General features: G+C 56.2%; 20 protein-coding genes and 1 riboswitch. Of the genes, 12 read left to right on the top strand and 8 right to left on the bottom strand.

Annotated elements, in window-relative coordinates; translation table 11 throughout:
- The first annotated feature begins 240 nt into the window (after positions 1 to 240).
- A riboswitch (Lysine riboswitch) is annotated at positions 241 to 433 on the top strand.
- A 113-nt stretch (positions 434 to 546) separates the two neighbouring features.
- The 3 genes from lysC (at position 547) to panS (ending at position 3,934) form a co-directional block, all read left to right on the top strand.
- The gene (gene lysC, locus ACVKSX_RS18050) at positions 547 to 1,899 is read left to right on the top strand and encodes a lysine-sensitive aspartokinase 3 (protein WP_022625207.1); all 1,353 of its coding nucleotides are present in this window, start codon (positions 547 to 549) and stop codon (positions 1,897 to 1,899) included.
- 238 nt (positions 1,900 to 2,137) lie between these two features.
- Positions 2,138 to 2,833, top strand: a complete 696-nt coding sequence (gene aqpZ / locus ACVKSX_RS18045; protein ID WP_304623069.1) for an aquaporin Z — start codon at positions 2,138 to 2,140, stop codon at positions 2,831 to 2,833.
- Positions 2,834 to 3,016: 183 nt separating this feature from the next.
- Positions 3,017 to 3,934 (top strand): ketopantoate/pantoate/pantothenate transporter PanS, encoded by a 918-nt coding sequence (gene panS, locus ACVKSX_RS18040; RefSeq protein ID WP_010252655.1) that lies wholly within the window; start codon positions 3,017 to 3,019, stop codon positions 3,932 to 3,934.
- A 95-nt stretch (positions 3,935 to 4,029) separates the two neighbouring features.
- Here panS and ACVKSX_RS18035 read toward each other — a convergent pair whose 3' ends face one another.
- From ACVKSX_RS18035 to ACVKSX_RS18010, 6 genes are all read right to left on the bottom strand, one after another.
- On the bottom strand, positions 4,030 to 5,655 hold the full coding sequence (locus tag ACVKSX_RS18035) for a Na/Pi cotransporter family protein (RefSeq protein WP_010672204.1): 1,626 nt from the start codon (positions 5,653 to 5,655) through the stop codon (positions 4,030 to 4,032).
- Between the two features lie 108 nt (positions 5,656 to 5,763).
- Positions 5,764 to 6,756: an ABC transporter ATP-binding protein gene (locus ACVKSX_RS18030; protein WP_010252646.1), complete on the bottom strand. Its 993-nt coding sequence runs from the start codon at positions 6,754 to 6,756 to the stop codon at positions 5,764 to 5,766.
- A 2-nt stretch (positions 6,757 to 6,758) separates the two neighbouring features.
- Positions 6,759 to 7,544 carry an ABC transporter permease gene (locus tag ACVKSX_RS18025; RefSeq protein WP_010672205.1) on the bottom strand — a complete coding sequence of 262 codons (786 nt, stop codon included), beginning with the start codon at positions 7,542 to 7,544 and terminating at the stop codon, positions 6,759 to 6,761.
- A gap of 11 nt (positions 7,545 to 7,555) precedes the next feature.
- Positions 7,556 to 8,401: an ABC transporter permease gene (locus tag ACVKSX_RS18020; protein WP_010252254.1), complete on the bottom strand. Its 846-nt coding sequence runs from the start codon at positions 8,399 to 8,401 to the stop codon at positions 7,556 to 7,558.
- Positions 8,398 to 9,210, bottom strand: a complete 813-nt coding sequence (locus ACVKSX_RS18015) for an alkaline phosphatase family protein (protein WP_061901858.1) — start codon at positions 9,208 to 9,210, stop codon at positions 8,398 to 8,400. Before ACVKSX_RS18015 ends, ACVKSX_RS18020 begins: the two co-directional genes overlap by 4 nt.
- A gap of 20 nt (positions 9,211 to 9,230) precedes the next feature.
- On the bottom strand, positions 9,231 to 10,292 hold the full coding sequence (locus ACVKSX_RS18010; RefSeq protein WP_010252250.1) for an ABC transporter substrate-binding protein: 1,062 nt from the start codon (positions 10,290 to 10,292) through the stop codon (positions 9,231 to 9,233).
- Between the two features lie 206 nt (positions 10,293 to 10,498).
- Between ACVKSX_RS18010 and ACVKSX_RS18005 the strand changes: the two genes are divergently transcribed.
- The 4 genes from ACVKSX_RS18005 (at position 10,499) to ubiA (ending at position 13,182) form a co-directional block, all read left to right on the top strand.
- Positions 10,499 to 11,206, top strand: a complete 708-nt coding sequence (locus ACVKSX_RS18005) for a UTRA domain-containing protein (RefSeq protein WP_022625213.1) — start codon at positions 10,499 to 10,501, stop codon at positions 11,204 to 11,206.
- 71 nt (positions 11,207 to 11,277) lie between these two features.
- Entirely contained in the window at positions 11,278 to 11,688 is a 411-nt protein-coding gene (gene psiE / locus ACVKSX_RS18000; protein ID WP_010252246.1) for a phosphate-starvation-inducible protein PsiE, read from the top strand.
- An 86-nt stretch (positions 11,689 to 11,774) separates the two neighbouring features.
- Positions 11,775 to 12,287: a chorismate lyase gene (gene ubiC, locus ACVKSX_RS17995; RefSeq protein WP_010252243.1), complete on the top strand. Its 513-nt coding sequence runs from the start codon at positions 11,775 to 11,777 to the stop codon at positions 12,285 to 12,287.
- A gap of 10 nt (positions 12,288 to 12,297) precedes the next feature.
- On the top strand, positions 12,298 to 13,182 hold the full coding sequence (ubiA, locus tag ACVKSX_RS17990) for a 4-hydroxybenzoate octaprenyltransferase (RefSeq protein WP_022625214.1): 885 nt from the start codon (positions 12,298 to 12,300) through the stop codon (positions 13,180 to 13,182).
- 63 nt (positions 13,183 to 13,245) lie between these two features.
- Here the strand turns inward: ubiA and plsB are convergent, their stop codons facing one another.
- Positions 13,246 to 15,669 carry a glycerol-3-phosphate 1-O-acyltransferase PlsB gene (plsB, locus tag ACVKSX_RS17985; RefSeq protein WP_010252237.1) on the bottom strand — a complete coding sequence of 808 codons (2,424 nt, stop codon included), beginning with the start codon at positions 15,667 to 15,669 and terminating at the stop codon, positions 13,246 to 13,248.
- A 128-nt stretch (positions 15,670 to 15,797) separates the two neighbouring features.
- On the opposite strand from plsB, the gene ACVKSX_RS17980 reads away from it, so the two are divergent.
- The 4 genes from ACVKSX_RS17980 (at position 15,798) to ACVKSX_RS17965 (ending at position 18,689) form a co-directional block, all read left to right on the top strand.
- Entirely contained in the window at positions 15,798 to 16,166 is a 369-nt protein-coding gene (locus tag ACVKSX_RS17980; RefSeq protein ID WP_010252234.1) for a diacylglycerol kinase, read from the top strand.
- Between the two features lie 105 nt (positions 16,167 to 16,271).
- The gene (lexA, locus tag ACVKSX_RS17975; RefSeq protein ID WP_010252231.1) at positions 16,272 to 16,886 is read left to right on the top strand and encodes a transcriptional repressor LexA; all 615 of its coding nucleotides are present in this window, start codon (positions 16,272 to 16,274) and stop codon (positions 16,884 to 16,886) included.
- 100 nt (positions 16,887 to 16,986) lie between these two features.
- Positions 16,987 to 18,309 carry an MATE family efflux transporter DinF gene (gene dinF / locus ACVKSX_RS17970; protein WP_010672211.1) on the top strand — a complete coding sequence of 441 codons (1,323 nt, stop codon included), beginning with the start codon at positions 16,987 to 16,989 and terminating at the stop codon, positions 18,307 to 18,309.
- Between the two features lie 167 nt (positions 18,310 to 18,476).
- A complete protein-coding gene (locus ACVKSX_RS17965) occupies positions 18,477 to 18,689 on the top strand; it encodes a CsbD family protein (RefSeq protein WP_010672212.1) in 213 nt (70 codons plus the stop codon).
- A 73-nt stretch (positions 18,690 to 18,762) separates the two neighbouring features.
- On the opposite strand, the gene zur is transcribed toward ACVKSX_RS17965, so the two are convergent.
- On the bottom strand, positions 18,763 to 19,284 hold the full coding sequence (zur, locus tag ACVKSX_RS17960; RefSeq protein ID WP_010252202.1) for a zinc uptake transcriptional repressor Zur: 522 nt from the start codon (positions 19,282 to 19,284) through the stop codon (positions 18,763 to 18,765).
- A gap of 449 nt (positions 19,285 to 19,733) precedes the next feature.
- Between zur and ACVKSX_RS17955 the strand changes: the two genes are divergently transcribed.
- Positions 19,734 to 20,981: a conjugal transfer protein TraF gene (locus tag ACVKSX_RS17955; RefSeq protein WP_182504596.1), complete on the top strand. Its 1,248-nt coding sequence runs from the start codon at positions 19,734 to 19,736 to the stop codon at positions 20,979 to 20,981.
- Positions 20,982 to 21,066: the final 85 nt, after the last annotated feature.

Below are 21,066 nucleotides of genomic sequence, written 5' to 3'. Positions count from 1 at the left end.
GCATTCACTGGCGCGAACAGCCAGCGGACCGCAGAGGCAACGCGCGGTAAAGTGTGACGCGAAAGTCTGCGCAAAACGTTGTGCCGTATCAGGGATTGCTGCATGGGCTGAACCCATTAAGCACTGTAGCCGCTGCGACGCAGAGTCATTTGTTTTCTGATGCGGCGCTCCGGGCATCGCTGACATTGACAGCAGGTCCAGAAAAGGCTAGATCTATGCGCCTACTTGCGCACCTGTGCGCAAGCCAGAAGAGGCGCGTCGCCCAGGCAGTGTGTTGGAGGAACCGTATCCGGTGAAAACACATGATGGGGAGCGACGCCGAGGTGGGTCAGCACGCGGTGTGCTGCCTGTCGGCTACAGGGGCTGAATCCTCTGGGTTGTCACCAGAAACGTCTGCAGTCGACGTTTCGCAAGGTGGGGCGCTTCTGGGTGACTCGTCTATCCGATCTTGTCCGCCCGTTTCTGCTCTTTCCTTGTGCCTGGCTGAAAGAATGTTTCTCGACCCTTTCATCGGCGAGAACAAGATAACCTGACACGAGGTCCTACATGTCTCAAACACTGATAGTGGCAAAATTCGGCGGCACCAGCGTAGCCGATTTTGAAGCGATGAACCGCAGCGCCGATGTGGTGTTGCAGGACGCCAGCACGCGTCTGGTGGTGCTCTCTGCTTCGGCGGGCATTACTAATCTGCTGGTTGCGCTGGCTGAAGGCCAGCAGGCTCCCCAGCGCGCTGTGCTGCTTGATGATATCCGCCGTATCCAGTACGCCATTGTTGATCGCCTGCAGCGTCCGGAAGTGATCCGCGATGAAATCGATCGGATGATCGACAATATCAGCATGCTTTCCGAAGCCGCCTCACTGGCCACCTCGAATGCCCTGACCGATGAACTGGTCAGCCACGGTGAGCTGATGTCATCACTGCTGTTTGTGGAAATTCTGCGTGAACGCCAGGTTAATGCGGAGTGGTTCGATGTCCGCAAGGTAATGCGTACCGACGATCATTTTGGCCGGGCAGTACCGGATGTACAGGTGCTGGCGGAGCAGGCGACGGCGCAGTTACAGCCGCGCATTGAGCAGGCATTGGTCATTACTCAGGGTTTCATCGGCAGTGAAAGCGAAGGGCGCACCACCACCCTGGGTCGCGGCGGCAGTGATTACACCGCCGCGCTGCTGGGCGAAGCGCTGAACGCGGCGCGTGTGGATATCTGGACGGATGTACCGGGCATCTACACCACCGACCCGCGCGTGGTGCCGACGGCGAAGCGTATTGATGAAATTACTTTTGAAGAAGCCGCTGAAATGGCGACGTTCGGTGCGAAAGTGCTGCACCCGGCGACGCTGCTTCCCGCTGTACGCCGGGGTATTCCGGTATTTGTCGGTTCCAGTAAGGATCCGGCAGCCGGTGGGACCCGCGTCTGCAATGAAACCCGCAACCCGCCGCTGTTTCGGGCGCTGGCGCTACGCCGTAAGCAGACGCTGTTAACGCTGCACAGCCTTAACATGCTGCATACGTTTGGTTTCCTTGCCGAACTCTTCAATATTCTGGCGCGTCATAACGTCTCGGTTGACCTGATCACCACCTCCGAAGTGAGCGTGGCACTGACGCTCGACACCACCGGATCGACCTCAACCAGTGCCAGCCTGCTGACCCAGGCTTTACTGACTGAACTCTCGTCGCTGTGCCGGGTTGAAGTGGAAGAAGATCTGGCGCTGGTGGCGATTATCGGTAACCAGCTGTCAAAAGCGTGCGGCGTCGGCAAAGAGGTGTTTGGTGTGCTCGACCCGTTCAACCTGCGGATGATTTGCTACGGTGCCAGCAGCTACAACCTCTGCTTCCTGGTACCGGGCAACGATGCGGAAAGCGTGGTACGTACGCTGCATCGTAATCTGTTCGAGTAAACTTCTCTGCCATTCAGGCCGCGTCAGCGCGGCCTGAAAAACGGCAAAAAAGGTTCATATCTCCCTCATTACTCCCCCGGCACGCGACTTCCGATAAAACCTGTTAATACATAAAGTTACATTCTGTTATTGCCAAATGGCAACCCCTTTCTCTGCGCATTTCGTGCACCTGCATTGCGCTCCCTTTCCGCAGATTTATAATCCCGCCGCTGAATCAATTCACCCAAATTTAGGAAATATCATGAAAAGGTTAGTCGCAGAGGCGCTGGGTACCTTCGTGCTGGTGGCCGGCGGTTGTGGAAGTGCCGTGCTGTCAGCTGCGTTCCCGGAGCTGGGCATTGGCTTCATGGGCGTGGCGCTGGCTTTCGGGCTGAGCGTGCTGGTCATGGCGTATGCGGTCGGTCACATCTCAGGCGGGCACTTTAACCCGGCGGTGACCCTGGGATTAGTGGCAGGCGGACGTTTTCCCGCGTCTCAGGCCATTCCTTACATCATCGCGCAACTGGCAGGCGGCATTGCCGCTGGCGCGGTGCTCTATCTGATCGCCAGCGGTAAAGGCGACTTCAGTGCAGCGGCCAGCGGCTTTGCGGCGAATGGCTACGGCGAACACTCGCCAGGCGGCTTCAGCCTGCAGGCAGGCATGATCGCCGAAGGGGTGATGACCGCTATCTTCCTGATTGTGATTATGGGCGCCACCAGCGAACGCGCGCCGAAAGGCTTTGCACCTATTGCGATCGGCCTGGCGTTAACCCTGATCCACCTGATCAGCATTCCGGTAACCAATACCTCGGTTAACCCGGCACGCAGCACCGCGGCAGCCCTGTTCCAGGGTGACTGGGCGATCTCTCAGCTGTGGATGTTCTGGTTAATGCCGATTATCGGTGCCGTGATTGGTGGTTTGATCTACCGCGGTTTAGAGGAAAAAGCAGCGTAATTTCTTCGATGTGCAGCGGATCGGCAGCAGTCGATCCGCATTTTGCCGCCTCGCCCCATCTTCGCCTTACGCCATGATAATGAAATGTTATGATCCCGCCTTCGTCACGGCAGTCGTTCCTGCATGATGACTCTCTATGGCAAATCTGCATAAAACATAACATTCTTATAAGGAAGTCTGGCTATGCTCGCCACGTTAACCCGCCTGTTCCCGCTCTGGGCCGTGCTGTTGTCTGTCGCCGCTTATTACTCTCCAGGTACGTTTCTCGGCATCGGACCCTGGGTCACTTATCTGCTGATGCTGATTATGTTCGGCATGGGTGTGACCCTGAATATCGACGATTTTAAACGGGTCCTGACCCGACCTGCGCCGGTGATTGCCGGAACCTTTCTGCACTATCTGGTGATGCCGTTAGCCGCCTGGGGACTGGCAAAACTGTTTCATATGCCGCCCGATCTGGCTGCCGGTATGATTCTGGTCGGCTCAGTTGCCAGCGGCACCGCCAGCAACGTCATGATCTATCTGGCGAAGGGGGATGTGGCGCTGTCGGTGACCATTTCGTCAGTCTCTGCGCTGGTGGGTGTATTCGCCACGCCGCTGTTAACCCGCTTTTATGTTGATACCCACATTCAGGTTGATGTGGCTGGCATGCTGCTGAGCATCGTGAAGATCGTCGTGATCCCCATCTCCCTGGGACTGATCATTCATCACAGCATGAACAGCGTGGTTCGCCGGGTGGAACCCTGGCTGCCTGCGTTTTCGATGGTCTGTATTCTGCTGATCATCAGTGCGGTGGTGGCGGGCAGTCAGGCCTTTATTGGATCGGTGGGTCTGATGGTGATCGCGGCGGTGATCCTGCATAACGCGATTGGCCTGCTTGGCGGCTACTGGGGCGGTAAGCTGTTTGGCTTCGATGAGTCAACCTGCCGTACCCTGGCGCTTGAGGTCGGCATGCAAAATTCCGGTCTGGCGGCGACGCTGGGCAAACTCTACTTCTCACCGCTGGCGGCATTGCCAGGCGCGCTGTTCTCGGTTTGGCACAACCTGTCAGGTTCACTGCTGGCGGGTTACTGGTCAGGAAAGCCGATTAAGAAGAAGTAACAGTGGCGGCGCATTATTGCACTGCGCCGCATCTCACTGCTGCCGCGCCGGACGATCGCCGCTCCGGCGCGGCAGGTTATTCACTCCGCTCAGTTTTATTCATAGTCACGTTCATCGTCGGGCTGTTCCAGCACCGTGTAGGCCACACTACAAAACAGTGAATTCAGGCGCTTCATGTCGCCCAGTAAACCGAGATGCAGCGAACTGGTCTCAATACTCTGCACGTTCTTCTGGTGCAGGCGGTCAACATGCGCATGAGAGTAGCGGCGGATCATCAGACGGAAGCGATGTTTAGCGCGACGCAGACGTTTAGCGCTGGTGATATCGTGTGACAGAAACACCGACAGACTCATTCTGAGGTTAGCGATCAGCAGCTCATGCAGCTCCTGCAGCTCTTTTAATCCCTCGGCAGAGAACGCGCGGCCCGCTGCCAGTGACTTGTCAGCGACATCGCCGCTCATCCGCTCAATGATGTCCCCGGCCTGCTCCAGATTTAGTGACATTTCAATGATTTCACCCCAGCGACGCGAGTCCTCTTCGGGGAGATCCTCTTTTGGCATCCGCGCCAGATAGAGTTTGATGGCGGTATAGAGCACATCGACATCATCATCCAGCCTGCGCACCGTGCGTTCCTCGCGGGATTCGCCATGCACCACCTTATTAAACGCCTCCAGCATCTGCTCCAGCACGTCACCCATGCGCAACGCTTCGCGGGCGGCATTCACCAGCGCCAGCGCCGGCGTATCCAGCGCGCTGCGATCGAGGTGCTTCGGCTTGAGGTGCAGCGCGTTATCCACATCGTCGGCAATCATACGGCGACAGAGGCGCGCCATCAGGTCAGCAAACGGCACCATCGCCACGCAGCGGATCAGGTTGTAAAACACATGGAAGAAAATCACTAACTCTTCATCGTTGACCGGCAGCTTATCCAGCCACTCCGCCACAATATCGACAAACGGCAGGATGAACACGCAGCCGATCAGCTTGAACAGCAGGCTGCCGAGCGCCACGCGCTTGCCCGCGGCATTCGAGCCGCTGGCGTTGATCATCGCCAGCAGGCCGCTACCGAGATTGGCACCAATCACCAGACAGAGCGCCACCTTGAACGAAATCACGCCGGTGGCGGTGAGCGTCGCGGTGATCAGCACCGCGGCCAGGCTGGAGTAACTGATGATGGCGAACACCGCACCCAGCAGCGCATCGAGCATCACGTCGCCGGTCAGGCTGGAGAAAAGCACCTGGACACCGGCGGCCTGGGTAATCGGGCGAGCCGCTTCGACAATCAGCTGCAGCGCCAGCAATATCAGGCCCAGGCCGATACTGGCCCGGCCTAACTGACCCGCACGGGTCTGCTTGCGGCTGAGGAAGAACACCACGCCAAAGAAGATAAACAGCGGTGAGAGCCAGGAGAGATCAAACGTCAGGATACGCGCCATAATCGCGGTGCCGACATCCGCGCCAAGAATCACCACCAGCGCGGGCGTCAGGCTGACCAGATTCTGCGCCACAAAAGAGGTTACCAGCAGCGTGGTGGCGTTGCTGCTCTGCACCAGCGTGGTCACGCCAATGCCCGCCAGAAACGCCATCGGTTTTTTTTCTATGCTGCGACTCAGGACGCGGCGCAGATCGGCACCGTAGACCCGCATGATGCCGGTTCGTACGATATGCGTGCCCCAGACCAGCAGGGCCACCGCAGAGAGTAAATTAAGCAGGGTTAACACGTGGTGTCGCTCCTCGAATGTCAGGCTTAAAGCACAGACTGCCAGCCTGACGGAAGAGAGCAATCTGTGAAGGGGATTGCCGTGCTATGCGTGATTTTTTCCTGTGTTTTAAGCCACCTGGCGCAAAGTCGACATCTCCAATTGTAGACCAATCTTCCTGCCAGCGGGATGCAAATCCGCCGCCGATCGGTTAAGCACATCAACCGAAAGTTCCACATCATGCGCCCGGATACGATAGCGGATCACGTTGCCCAGCAGGCTGTGGCTGAGGATTTCCGCAGGAATGCCCTGGCCCGGCGCGGTGAACAGCATTGATTCCGGGCGAATGGCCACCTGGCTGTGGAAAGGCTGACCGGTCAGTCGCGTCGCCTGCTCAGCGCTCAGCAGGTTGTAGTTGCCAATAAATCCGGCGGCGAAGAGATCGACCGGTTGGGTATAGAGCGCTTCGGCATCGCCATTCTGCACGATTTTGCCCCGGTTCATCAGCACGATACGATCGGATAGCGTCAGCGCCTCCTCCTGATCGTGGGTGACGAACAGGGTGGTGAGATTCAGCTCGCGCTGGATGCGCCGGATTTGATCGCGCAGATGGCGGCGAATACGCGCATCCAGCGCCGACAGCGGTTCATCCAGCAGCAGCAGACGCGGACGCGTCACCAGCGAACGTGCCAGTGCCACGCGCTGACACTGCCCGCCTGACAACTGGTGCGGATAACGGCGTGCATAATCATTGAGTTCAACCAGCTCCAGCACCTCCAGCACCCGCTGGCGAATCTGCGCTTCGGGCAGTTTCTGCATCTTCAGGCCAAATGCGACGTTCTTCTCTACCGTCATGTTGGGAAACAGCGCATAGCTCTGAAACACCATACCGATGGCGCGCTTCTGCGGGGCCAGCGGCACGATATCTTTGCCCTCCAGCCTGATTTCACCGCTGTCGACGCCGGTTAATCCCGCCAGACAACGCAGCAGCGTCGATTTACCGCAGCCGCTGGGGCCGAGCAGGGTGACAAATTCCCCTTCAGCGGCGCTGAAATCGATCTGCTCAAAAATGGGCGTGGGTCCATAGGACTTGTTCAGCTCTCTGACCTCAAGGTAACTCATATTCAGCCTCGTTCGGGATTCAGGGCGTTGGCCAGCCAGGTAACCAGCAGCACCACAAAGAAGTAGGAGATCACCAGCGCGCTGGTGAAATGACCGCTGCCGTTACGCATGTTGAAGAGGTAAACCTGCAGGGTTTCATAGCGGTTGCCGACCAGCAGGTTAGCGAAGACAAATTCGCCAATCAGGAAGGAGAAAGAGAGCAGCACGGCAATCAGCATCCCTTTGCGCAGGTTGGGCAGCACGACCCACAGCGCCGCCTGCCAGGTACTGGCACCCAGCAACTGCGCGGCATCAATCAGCTCTTTGAGGTTGATCGCCTGCATATTGTTCGCCAGCGCCCGGTAGATAAAGGGCAACGCGATAGTGAAATAACAGCCGATTAAGATCCACGGCGTGCCGGTCAGCATCAGCGGTGACGAAGAGTAGAGTTGCAGTAATCCCACTGACGACACCACCGGCGGCACGGCGAAAGGCATCAGGATCAGGACGTTCATCACCGCATCCAGTCGAGGAAAATAGTAAGCGATTACAAACATGGCAGGCAGCACCAGCACCAGCGAGAACAGCAGCGCACCCAGGCAAATCAGCAGCGAATGGCTCAGCGCCGTCAGAAATCGCGGGTCGCTCCAGAGCTGGATGAACCACTTCAGGCTATAGCCCTGTGGCAGAATGGTGTTACTCCAGTCGGACGACAGTGCATAAAGCAGTGTGGCCAGTAAAGGCAGTGCCAGCAGGGTAAAGAGTAACCCGACCATTATCCGGTGATAGAGGTGCTCAGCACGTGACATGGCGGCTCCTTTCATGGCTGTTTCGCATTGAGATAGCTACGGCGCACCAGATATTGCTGCACCAGGGTGATCAGCGCCATAATCGCCACCAGCAGCATCGCCAGCGCACTACCGGTGTTGGGATCCAGCGAGATATCGCCGGAGACCAGCGCGGCAATACGCACCGGTACTACGTTGAAATTACCCGTGGTCAGGGCATAAATCGTGGCGTAAGCGCCCAGTGCATTTGCCAGCAGGATCACAAAGGTCCCGAGCAGCGCCGGAAACAGAATCGGCAGGCCGATATGCCACCAGTAGTGCCAGCGGCTGGCACCCAGCAGCGCAGCGGACTCCTGCCACTCTTTTTTCAGCCCGTCGAACGCCGGGTAGAGCAGCAGCACGCCCAGCGGGATCTGGAACCAGGTGTAGACCAGCACCATGCCGTTGCGCGAGAAGAGTCTGAAGCTCTCAACCAGACCATAATGGCGCAACAGCAATGTCAGGCAGCCGTTCAGCCCCAGCAGAATCACAAAGGCAAACGCCAGCGGGACACCCGCAAAGTTGCTGGTCATATTGGTAAAAGCGATGAGAAAGCGCTGCAGTCGCCCGCCGCCGAGCTGATGCAGTGAATAGCCGGTGACCAGTGCAATCAGTAAGCCGTAGACGCTTGACCAGAGTGAGATATCCAGCGAAAAACGAAACGCCTGCTGGTAGAAGGGCGAGGTGAGAATGTCCTGATAGTTATCCCAGCCCCACTGGCTGTTCATCTCACTCCAGAAGCTGTTAATGGCGATCCACAACAGCGGTGCCAGCTGAAAGGCGACCCAGAACAGGGTGAACGGTAACAGCAGCAGCAGCGCGACTCCTTTTCCTCTCATCTCTTCGGCTCCGCCAGCAGCCCGCGACAAACCGGCTTGTCATGCGCCACCTCAAGCAGTTCACACAGCGTGCCGCACAGATCGGTCTGCTGCGGTGCCAGGTCAGGCTGCAGCGAGAAAGCCCGGCCAAAGACAAACAGCGGCACCGTGGTCTCTTCCGGCAGAATACCGCCGTGGGAGCGATCGTCATTCATGCCGTGATCGGCGGTCACCATCACCTGATAGCCCTCAGCCAGCCACAAGGGCATCCACTGCGACAGCAGGCCGTCGGCGATGCGTGCCCGGTTGCGGTACTGTGGTGAGGAGAGGCCCGATTTATGACCGGCATCGTCGATGTTCATCGGGTGGATTAGCAGAAAATCGGGATCGTGACGCAGCCGCAGGCTCTCTGCATCTTCAAACAGATGCGAGTCGGGATAGCTATCATCAGAATAAAAATGGCCATACTGAATGGGCAGGTCCGGCGCGTCAGTGTGACGATCGCGCGCCGGAACGAACGGCGTTCGGTTATAAAGCTCACTCACCCAGTGGTAAGCCGCCGCCGCAGTCGTCAGTCCCGCCGATCGCGCAAAGTGAAAGATGCTACGCTCGCGGCTTAACCGGCTGACGCCATTATGAATAATGCCGCTTCTGACCGGCGGAACACCGGTCAGAATGCACTCATAAAGCGGGCGTGACAGCGAGGGTAACTCACAGGTCATACGGTAATAAAATCCGTTGCCCTGCGAACATTCGGCATGCAGGTAACCCATTGCATGTTGTGCGACCTGATTGCTCAGGCCGTCCAGCACTACCAGAATGGTCTTCATTCCGTTCTCCCTGCCGCGAATTACTGCTGCATGTTGATGATGACGTTTTCCTGCCACAGGCGCGGCAGCATTTTCGACGATTTATCCCAGGCAGCCTGATCCTTAACCGGACGGGCATTTTTATATTCAGATTGCGGCAGCAGGCGAGCCTGAACGTCCGCTGGCAGCGTCAGATGCTCGGCACGAATCGGACGGGCATAGCCCTTCGCCAGATTGATCTGTCCCTGGTCTGAGAAGATATATTCGCGCGTCAGTTTTGCGGCGTTAGGGTGTTTCGCATATTTGTTGATGACGGTGGTGTAGCCGGAGGTCACGGAGCCATCAGACGGGATCACCACTTCGTAGCGGTTTTTGTCGATCTGGTCCCGGTAGTTAAGGGCGTTAAAGTCCCACACCACCGCCATCTGCACTTCGCCTTTTTCGATATTGGCAATCACCGGATCGGTAACGCCAAGACGACCCTGTTTAGCCAGATCGGCAAAGAAAGCCAGCGCCGGTTTCAGGTTCTTCTCATCGCCACCTAAGGCATAGTTTGCCGCCAGTACGCCGTTAGCCGCCTGAGCTGCCACGCCGACGTCACCGATAGTAACCACATACTTACCTTTTTTCAGATCGGCCCAGCTATGGGGGATATCTTTAACCTGCTGCTTGTCGATCAGAAAGGCGATGGTGCCGGTATAGGCCAGCGCCCAGTGGCCATCTTTATCTTTAGCCCAGGCCGGAATCTGATCCCAGTGAGTGGGTTTATAGGGCTGGGTCACACCTTTAGCGACAGCGATCGGGCCAAAGGCGGCACCCACGTCACCGATGTCAGCGCTGGCGTTCTCTTTCTCTGCATCGAATTTCGCCAGCTCCTGCGCCGATGACATATCAGTATCGCTGTGCTTAAGGCCATATTTGCTGCTGATGTCGTTCCAGGTATCTTTCCAGTTAGCCCAGCTATCCGGCATCCCGACGCTGTTGACCTGGCCTTCACTGCGTGCCGCTTTTTCCAGTGCGGCAAGGTCGTTATCGGCGGCCTGCGCAACGGGCAGGGTGAGCACTACAGCACTGGCTACTACAGAGGCGATAAACGCTTTCATCTCAGTTGCTCCGGGTGTAAGTTGATGGGCCTGGCTGGTCTAGTCCAGCAAGAACCGAGCCAATGTAGCCCCTGTATATGAACGATTTATGACAGGGCGGCGCTGTGCGGGGGATGGGCGATGAAAGATGTGACCCGTTCGCCTGTCACAGGCGCGTTTACCTGAACAGTAAGAGTGCGGAGTCGCACCAAAATGAGGCTACTGTTGTGGAGTCGATAGCACTCAAAACGGCGGATGCGATCGCCAGCGTCCTGCTGACGCGTATTCAGGCCGGAGAGTTCAGCGCCGGGCGACTGCCGGCGGAGCGTGCCTTAAGCGAAGCGTTCAGCACGACCCGGATTACCCTTCGGGAAGCATTGGGCAAGCTGGAAGCCCAGGGGATGATCTACCGGGAACTGCGTCGCGGCTGGTTTATCGCACCGCCGCGGCTGATCTATAACCCGCTGCATCACAGCCACTTTCATGCCATGGCAATGGAGCAGGGACGGCAGGCGGCTACCGAGGTCATCGCCGCCGAACAGGTCGCGGCACACGACAGCGTGGCGACAGCGCTGCGGCTGGCCTCCGGTTCGTCGGTTTACTGCATCCGCCGCCTGCGGCGCATCGACGGGCGCGCGGTGCTCTATGTTGAACACTACCTCAATCCGCGTTTTTTTCCAGGTCTGCTTGATGAAGATTTGACCCGCTCACTGACCGATCTCTATGACCAGCGCTACGGCATTCGTTACGGCGGCGCGCGCTTCACCATCCTGCCCGGCCCGCTGCCGGAGGTCGCCGCACCCATGCTGAATGTGGCACCGGGCAGCCCTGGTTTGTTGATCACCCGCATCAATCGCAACCAGCAAAAAGAGGTGATTGATTGCGACTGTGAATACTGGCGTTATGATGCGCTCTGTGTTGATGTGGAGGCCTGAGGAGTTATTGTGATTTGCGTCACACTCGCGCATGATACCGCGCGCTAACAACTCCTTTTTTAAGGCGCAACATGAGTGACAAAAATCCTTTGGCCCGCCACCTTGCAACGGTACTGCAATGGGTGCTGAATCTGGGTCTGCTGAGTCTGGCGATCATCCTGATCGTCTTTTTAGGCAAAGAAACTATCCATCTGGCAAACGTGCTGTTTAACACCAGCGAGCAGTCATCCTCCTATCTGTTGATTGAGGGGATTGTCATTTATTTCCTCTACTTCGAATTTATTGCTTTGATTGTTAAGTACTTTCAGTCGGGATATCACTTTCCGCTGCGCTATTTTGTCTATATCGGTATCACGGCAATTATCCGCCTGATTATCGTCGACCATAAAAACCCCTTCGATACGCTCTGTTACTCTGCGGCGATTCTGATTCTGGTAATCACTCTGTGGCTGGCAAACAGCAACCGCCTGAAACGCGAGTAATCCTCCTGCCGTCTGTCATGACGGCAGGTGTTCGCATCGCGTCTCTGCGCTAAACTAGCGTCCTGAAAATTATTGGGAGTGGTGCTATGTCGCAAGACGCGCTCAGCTTATTACGTGCACTCAACTGGCTTTCTCCGTCGCAGGCAACCCTTGCGCCGCCATTGCTCGACTGGCTGATGGAGGAGGATTCAATGACGCGCCGTTTTGAACAACATTGTCAGCGGGTCACGGTTCAGCCGCTGCGTGAAGGCTTTATCGACGCCAGCGAGTTGGGTGATGAAAAGGGCTTGTTGCCAGACGATCAACGCTTCTGGCTGCGTGAAGTGTTGCTGTTCGGCGACGATCAGCCCTGGCTGGCTGGCCGTACGCTGGTGCCGGAAAGCACCCTTAACGGGCCAGAAGCGATGCTGCAGCAGCTGGGCACCCGGCCGCTGGGTCGCTATCTCTTCTCCTCTTCAACGCTGACCCGCGATTTTATTGAGCCGGGGCAGGTGGAGGGATTGTGGGGACGACGTTCACGCCTGCGTCTCTCCGGCAAACCGCTGCTGCTGACTGAACTGTTTTTACCGGCATCGCCGCTCTATCGCGATCTGGTCTGAGGATCCTGTGGTGCAAAATAGCTTAAGTATAAATAAATGGCGGGCCTACACGCGCCTGATGCGTATCGATAAGCCTATCGGTACGCTGCTGCTGATGTGGCCAACGCTCTGGGCATTATGGCTGGCTGACATGGCGATCCCGCCGCTGCCGGTGCTGGCGGTGTTTGTTGCCGGGGTCATCGTGATGCGTGCAGCCGGTTGTGTGATCAATGACTATGCCGATCGCAAAGTAGACGGTCATGTCGAACGCACGAAACATCGGCCACTGGCCAGCGGCGCGGTGAGTGCAAAAGAGGCTAAGCTGCTGTTCGTGATACTGGCTCTGGCGGCTTTTGCGCTGGTGCTGACTATGAACATGATGACGATTATGCTCTCCGTGGTAGGGCTGGCGCTGGCCTGGGTCTATCCCTTTATGAAGCGCTATACCCACCTGCCGCAGGTAGTGCTGGGTGCCGCCTTTGGCTGGGCCATTCCCATGGCATGGTCCGCAGTTAGTGAGTCCTTACCTCTGGTCTGCTGGCTGGTATTCATCGCCAACATCTGCTGGACAGTCGCCTATGACACTCAGTATGCGATGGTGGATCGGGATGATGACCTGAAGATTGGCGTGAAGTCGACCGCGATTCTCTTTGGCCGTTTCGACAAGCTGATCATTGGTCTGCTGCAACTGGCGACGCTGCTACTGATGGCGCTGGTTGGCCTCATGCTGCATCTGAACAGCGCCTTCTACTGGACGCTATTACTGGCCGCCGCGCTGTTTGTTTATCAACAGAAGCTGATCGCCGGACGCGAGCGGCAACCCTGTTTCCAGGCTTTTCTCAATAATAACTATGTCGGGATGGTGCTGTTCCTCGGTGTGCTGATGAATACTCCGCCGTTCAGCCAGCTGTTCTGACAGGGGATTCAGGCACAAAAAAGGCGACCTCATGAGGTCGCCTTTTTACTATGCGCGTTGGGGTCAGTCGTGCGCCACAGCGGTTTCAATCGTCATACGGACATCGCTGGTGACCAGGTCTGCCAGCATATGCCAGGTCGCCAGAGTCTGCGCAACATCGGCATCACCGCTGTCGCTGATATACCCTTCATCGCGCAGGGTCAGGACCAGTGAGGTAAAGACCGCTTTGTCGAAGAATTCCGGAGCATTGATACCGTGCAGCACCGACAGACGCTGTGCCAGCGTCCGGCTCTCTTTCTCCAGCGTGCCGCGGTTAATCGTCGGCTTGGCGCTGAGAATGGAGAACGTAATGGCATAGCGCTGCAGTGTTTCACGCACACCGGCGGCCAGCAGTTGCAGTGTGCGATAGCGCGCTGAGGAAAAGCGCAATTCGCCGGCTTCGAGCGTAATCAGGCCCTGACGCGCCAGCTCCTGACTCAGTTCGGTCAGCAGTTGCGGCAGTTCATCGGTCTGCCAGCGCAGGAACAGCTCACTCTTCAGCATTGGGTAGATCAGGCTCACCTGACGCAGCAGTTCTGCTTCGCTCAGCGTCTGATGTTGCTGAACAATGGCGGCAATCAGCGACGGCATCACCAGCATGTGATGAATATTGTTGCGATAGTAGGTCATCAGTACCGCCTGCTCACGCGGCAGAATGATGATGTCGCCAATGCTGTCCTTTTCACTCTCAAACTTATTCATACCCATGGCGTGATCCAGCAGCGCTTCCGCTGAAAGATCGGGTACGGTCGCATTTGGCGAGTAAGGTACGTTGCGCAGCAACTGGGTGTAGCACTCCAGTTGTTCAATCAGCTGTTCACGGGTTAGTGAGCGCTGACGTGACGCCAGCAGGGCGGTGACACAGAGGTTCATGGCGTTAGCCGCGCCCGCTTCATTGATACGCACCATCAGGCTGGCAGCAATATCGTTGACGGTCGGTGTTAACCAACTGGGACGCTGCGGCTCAATCGGATCGATGGCATCGCGCCATTCCGGCACCCGCTTGTTGAGATAGTTGACCAGCGGCAGGGGTTCGCCAAAGTTCACGTAACCCTGACCGAGATTGCGCAGCTTGCGTAAGCCGCGCACCATCTGCATGAAGCCCTCTTTCTCTTTCGCCGCGCCGCGCAGTTCTTTAGCGTAAGTGCCCACTTCCATCACGTGCTCATAGCCGATGTAAATCGGCACCAGCGTGATGGGGCGATTTCCGCCGCGCAGCATCGCCTGCAGCGTCATGGCTAAGGTGCCGGTTTTAGGGTCCAGCAGGCGACCGGTTCGTGAACGGCCTCCTTCGACAAAGTACTCAACCGAATAGCCGCGGGTGAACAGCTCGCCGAGATATTCGCGGAATACCGTGGCGTAGAGCTTGTTGCCTTTAAAGGTACGACGAATAAAGAAAGCGCCCAGGCGACGGAAAATCGGGCCGGCTGGCCAGAAGTTGAGATTGATACCGGCTGCGATGTGCGGCGGCACCAGACCCTGATGATAGAGCACATAGGAGAGCAGCAGATAATCCATGTGGCTGCGATGGCACGGCACATAGACAATCTCGTGGCCATCCTGCGCCAGCTGGCGAACTTTTTCTCCGCCATTGACGTTGATGCCCTGATAGAGCCGACTCCAGAGCCAGCCCATCACGCGGTCAGTTACGCGGATGGCTTCATAGGAGAAGTTTGCCGCAATCTCCTCCATCATCTCGACGGCATTCTGCTGCGCTTTCTCATGGGAGATTTTTTTGCTGCGAGCTTCATCTTCTACTGCTTTTTCAATCGCTTTGGATTGCAGCAGACGAGTAAACAGATCCTGACGCGCCGGCAAGCGCGGGCCAATCGCCGCCAGCCGCTGGCGGGCAAAATGAATGCGCGCCACACGAGCCAGCTTCTGGGCGATCGACTGATCCGTACCGTGTTCAGTTGCCATGCGGCGCAGCGACACTGTCGGCGAGAAGCGGACAAAACTGTCGCGCCCGTGCCAGATCACCGCAAAAAACTTCTGCACCCCGTTCAGCACCCGCAGGTGTGGCGTTGCTTCGCCCTGGACTTCACGTCCTGGTGCGCGGCCAAACATCACCGTGACCGGCAGCATCTGAATATCCAGCTTAGGGTTATTGCGATGCAGGTCCAGGTAATCGTGAAAAATTTTCACGGATTCAACGCTGGGCACAAAATAGGGGAAGACGCGAGGGCCATTGTGGATAAAGACATGGCGCGGCAGCAGAGAACCATCAATCTCCAGCGGAGTGAGCGGGTCGGGCAGATGATGCCGCAGACACTGTGCGCGTAAAGTCAGTAAGTCGGCCTTCGAATCGTAAGGCAAAACATACATAATAGGTCGGGTCGGATCCAGACCATGTTCAGACACGGGATCGGCCGGAATGGCCTTACTTTTTACCAAAAACGACAGTGGTAAATTAAGCAGTTTGTAATAGAGTTTACGCCAACCTGACATAGACAACATGAAGCCTCTTGTTAGCAAAGCGCCGCAAGCATACCAGAAAGCGCAGCGAAGATCTGTGGTGGTGCCAATTGCACGCAGCCCAGACATTGACGTCAATCCGATGAAAGGGTTCCCACATCATGGCAAATAATGCCACCGGACTTATCAGAATAGTAAAAGCTGCAGGTTACTCATGGCAGGGACTGCGTGCCGCCTGGCAACATGAAGCGGCGTTTCGGCAGGAAGCGCTGGCTGCGCTGGCTGCTATTGTTATCGCGTGCTGGCTGGATGTCGATGTGGTCTCCCGCATCCTCATGATTGGGGCGGTGGTGCTGGTGGTCATTGTTGAAATCCTCAATAGCGCCATTGAAGCAGTGGTCGACCGCATCGGTCAGGAGCATCATCCGCTGGCGGGCCGGGCAAAAGACATGGGCTCGGCGGCGGTGTTGATCAGCATCTTACTGGCACTCTTCGTCTGGATCGCGCTGCTCTGGACACATTTGCGATAAGCCTTCCATAACGCGTCTGAGGGCGCGTTTTCCCTGACAATCGGTTTCCATTTCACCAATACCTGTATATACTCACAGCGACTGTATAAACAACCAGGGGGCGGGATGAAAGCATTAACCAGCAGGCAGCAGCAGGTCTATGACCTGATTCGCGACCATATTTCTTCAACGGGCATGCCGCCTACGCGTGCCGAAATCGCCGCGCAGCTGGGCTTCCGTTCGCCGAACGCGGCAGAAGAGCATCTGAAAGCGCTGGCGCGCAAAGGCGTCATCGAGATCGTTTCCGGTGCATCGCGCGGCATTCGACTGTTAATGGAAGAAGAAGCCTCAGAAGGGCTACCGCTGATTGGCCGGGTTGCTGCCGGTGAGCCGATCATGGCGCAGGAACATATCGAAACCCACTACAAGGTCGATCCGGGCCTGTTTAAGCCGTCTGCTGACTTCCTGCTGCGCGTCAGCGGAATGTCGATGAAAGATATCGGGATTATGGATGGCGACCTGCTCGCGGTGCATAAAACCCAGGATGTGCGTAACGGCCAGGTTGTGGTTGCCCGCATTGATGATGAAGTCACCGTTAAGCGCTGGAAAAAGCAGGGTGCTATCGTGCATCTGCTGCCGGAAAACAGCGATTTTGACCCGATTGTCGTCGATACCCGTGCGCAGTCACTGACCATAGAAGGTCTGGCTGTTGGCGTGGTGCGCAACGGCGAGTGGCTCTGATTCTTCTGCCAGCGTGCATTCGCCTTCTCTGATGCTATTCTGTCTGCCCTAATTTTGTCGCTGCCTCTTTTGCGCAGCGACACTGAGCACGGAACGGCGAATGCGCTTTATTACGGCAACCGATAAAAATCTCTGGCGGCTTGCGCTGCCGATGATCCTTTCAAATATCACCGTTCCCTTACTGGGAGTGGTCGATACTGCAGTAATTGGTCATCTCGACAGCCCTGTCTATCTTGGCGGGGTTGCGGTCGGGACTACAGTGACCAGCTTCCTCTTTATGCTGCTGCTTTTCCTTCGAATGAGTACCACTGGCCTTACGGCGCAGGCATTTGGCGCTGGCGATAAAATGGCGCTGGCACGCGCGCTGACTCAGCCGCTGATCATTGCGCTGCTGGCGGGCGTACTGTTCATCGCTTTGCGTTATCCGATTATTCAGCTGTCGACCCATCTGGTTGGCGGCAATCCCGATGTACTCGAACAGGCGGCACTGTTTATTCAGATTCGCTGGCTCAGTGCGCCTGCCACGCTGGCAAACCTGGTCATTCTGGGCTGGCTGCTGGGCGTGCAGTATGCACGCGCGCCGGTGATCCTGCTGGTGGTGGGCAACCTGGTTAACATCGTGCTCGATCTCTGGCTGGTGATGGGGCTGCACTGGGGTGTCGCGGGGGCGGCAACCGCCACGGCGCTGGCGGAATACATTACGCTGGTTGTCGGCAGCATCATGGTCTGGCGGGTGTTAAAACTGCGCGGAATTACGCTTAGCCTGTTGAAGCAGAGTTGGCGCGGTGACAGCGGCCGGCTGCTGCGACTGAACCGGGACATCATGCTGCGCTCTCTGATGCTGCAGCTCTGCTTCGCCTCGCTGACCGTACTGGGTGCCCGGCTGGGTCCGGATGTGGTGGCGGTTAACGCAGTATTACTGATGTTCATCACTTTTACGGCTTACGCGCTGGATGGCTTTGCCTATGCGGTTGAAGCTTTTGCGGGTGAGGCGCATGGTGCAAAAGATGGCAGCAAGCTCCTGCGCGTCTGGCACTCTGCCTGTCGGCAGGCGGTGGTGGTGGCGCTATTCTTCTCGCTAATCTATGCCATTTTTGGCCCGCAGATCGTTACCCTGCTGACCTCTCTTCAGTCACTCCAGCAGACAGCGGACCGCTATCTGGTCTGGCAGATGATAATGCCGCTGATCGGCGTCTGGTGTTATCTGCTGGATGGCATGTTCATCGGAGCGACGCGCGGGCGTGAGATGCGTAACAGCATGGTAGTTGCCGCAGCAGGCTATTTTCTGACGCTGCTTAGCGTACCGGTGTTAGGTAACCATGGTCTGTGGCTGGCGGTCACGGTTTTCCTGGCGCTGCGCGGCCTGTCGCTGTGGCTCATCTGGCGTAAGCACTGGCGTCAGAACAGCTGGTTTGATGCATGAGTCAGCAGTGGCTGCACGCAAGCCGATACGGATTATTCTGTATTATTCCACGGTTAATAAATTGGCTACTACAATTAACTCTATGCAGCGCAGTTAACCAGCGCTTTGTATCGTTATTTTGTTAAGTAGCAAGATAATCATTAAAACCCGAGGATTGGAGGTCTGCCATGAATAAAGACGAAGCAAGCGGCAACTGGAAGCAGTTCAAAGGCAAAATGAAAGAGAAATGGGGCAAGCTGACCGACGATGATATGCAGGTTATCGAAGGTAAACGCGATCAGCTGGTCGGCAAAATCCAGGAGCGTTACGGCTCTACGAAAGATGAAGCCGAGCGCGAAGTAACCGCCTGGGAAGGTCAGAACAAAGATCACCGCTGGTAATCAGACAATAGCTTGATAATCAGCTGAATGCGTTCCGGTGGGCCCTCACCGGAACCGCACAAGGATGTGCCGATTACCCGCGTTTCCCCCGCTTTTTACCCTCATCCTGATGGTCATGCTCGCAGCTTTCATGGTGCGTACAGGCTTCAACCGCAGCACAATTTTCACATAAACCATGCGCTTCAATCACGCTGTGGCGTAATGCAAACTGCGCTTCACCTGCCAGACCAGCAATAATCTTCTCTACGCCCTGCGCCTGCTTCTCTGTAACGGCGGCACAGCGGTCACAGACCAGCATCACCGATGTATGTGCTGGTGCCTCAAAATGGTGACACATGACGTAGCTGTTGTTGGATTCCACCCGATGAATGAAACCCTGCTCCAGCAGGAAATCGAGCGCCCGGTAAACCGTGGGAGGCTTGGCCTGCGGCTCGCTGACCCGGAGTTGATCCAGCAGATCGTAGGCGCTGATCGAGCCAGGCTGCTCGGCCATCAGGCGCAACACTTCAGCACGCTGCGAAGTCAGACGCACACCGCGCTGCAGGCACATCTTTTCGGCCTGAATCAAAATTTGCTGCGACGTCATGTTTGTCATGAAAATTCTCCGCTGGATAAGTGATGTTATTTTATCACACATAGTTTCGCGGCGCTGAGGTTGGTTTTCGTCTGAAAAACAGCATCATTTGCCTGATAAAGCAGCAGAATCAGAATTTAAGCCGTCTTCTATCTCAAATCTGACGACAAATCAGATCCATTCCGAATCAACCTGAAGCGGAATTTGTTGGCATTTTGCTTTGCATCTCACTGAGTTAAGAAGTAATGTTCAGAAAGACTTAAGAAAAGTCTGGCATTATTTGAAATATCCCAATGCAGTTTGAACAATTACAACGGTTTTTTGATTGGAAAACGTCCAATCCTTTGAATTAAGACACTGTTTCCTTTGAATTCACAGCAATAACGCGTTAGCCAGGGTTCACAATAGGGCTAACAAACTATTCAGTCATTGAATGTTTCAATGGCAATTTCTCAGGTGATGGCAGGCAAATGGTGAAAAAATCCGCTCAACGTTCAGCGCTAATCTACACAGCTGTAACGACCGCGCTTTTCCTTTCTTCTTCCGCCATGGCGGCAGGGACCTGGTATGATGCACGTAATGACGCCATGGGCGGCACCGGCGTAGCATCTTCTCTTTATGGCTCCGCAGTGCTGGCGAACCCGGCATTAATGACGCGCGCCAAACCCGACGATAGCGTCAGCATTATTTTTCCCTCAGCGGGCATTCAGGTGACTGACAAAGATAAGCTGATAGATAAAGTGGATGATATTACCGACACCGTGGACCGTTACCGCACGGTGCTGGGTAACCTCACACCAGCAGATTTCTTCCGTGCTAACTCTGAATTGCGCGCGGCCTCAGGTGATGTGGCAAATAAGCTAAGCGATTTGCGCGGTAACAAAGCAGACGGTTCTGCCGGCGCGGCCGTGGCCGTTACCATCCCCAACGACACTCTGCCTTTCGCCTTTATTACTAAGGCCTACGGTACAGCGCACGTCCGCGCTAACGTGGTACAGAGTGATATTGACTACCTGCGCAGTATAGAAAACGGGGCGTTTCCTCGTCCTGGCGATCAAAATAACCTGCGCTCCAGCGCGAATGGCTTAGCGGCGCTGGTCACCGATTATGGTGTTGCGGTGGCGCATGAGTTCACCATCGCTGGTCAGCCAGTATCGGTAGGCGTTACACCGAAAGTGCAGAAAACCTGGCTCTATAACTACACCGCCAGTATTTACAACTACGACAAAAGTGACATCAATAACAGCCAGTATCGCAGCACCGACACCGGCTTTAACGTTGATGCCGGTCTGGCGACCACCTTTGCTGAAAACTGGACGCTGGGTGTAACCGGACAGAACCTGGTTTCACGCGATCTGCAGACCAAAGAGGTCAATGGTTTCCGCGACACCTACCAGATCCGCCCGCTGGTCACCACCGGTCTGGCCTGGGATAAAGGTCCGTTTACCGTGACGGGCGATGTGGATCTGACTGAAACCAAACGCTTCAAAACTCAGGATAACAGCCAGTATGCGGCAGTGGGCGCGGAATACCGCGTACTTGACTGGCTGCAGCTGCGTGCAGGTTATCGTGCGGACATGCGTTCTAACGACGAAAATGTCGCTACGGCCGGTTTTGGTCTGTCACCGTTTAACAAAGCCGTACATCTGGATCTGGCGGGCTCTGTAGGTGCTAACAACACCTGGGGCGCGATGATGCAGCTGGGCTTTAACTTCTAAGCGCGTTATTCAGACTGTTCGGGGGCGGGCGATGCACTATCGCCCGCCCTTGTGTTATCCTTGCACAGAATTCCATCACCCCTTA

It is taken from the genome of Pantoea sp. PvP021, assembly GCF_054056055.1.
Note: the sequence above shows the minus strand (reverse complement) of the source record. Positions and strands in the feature narration are given on the sequence as shown.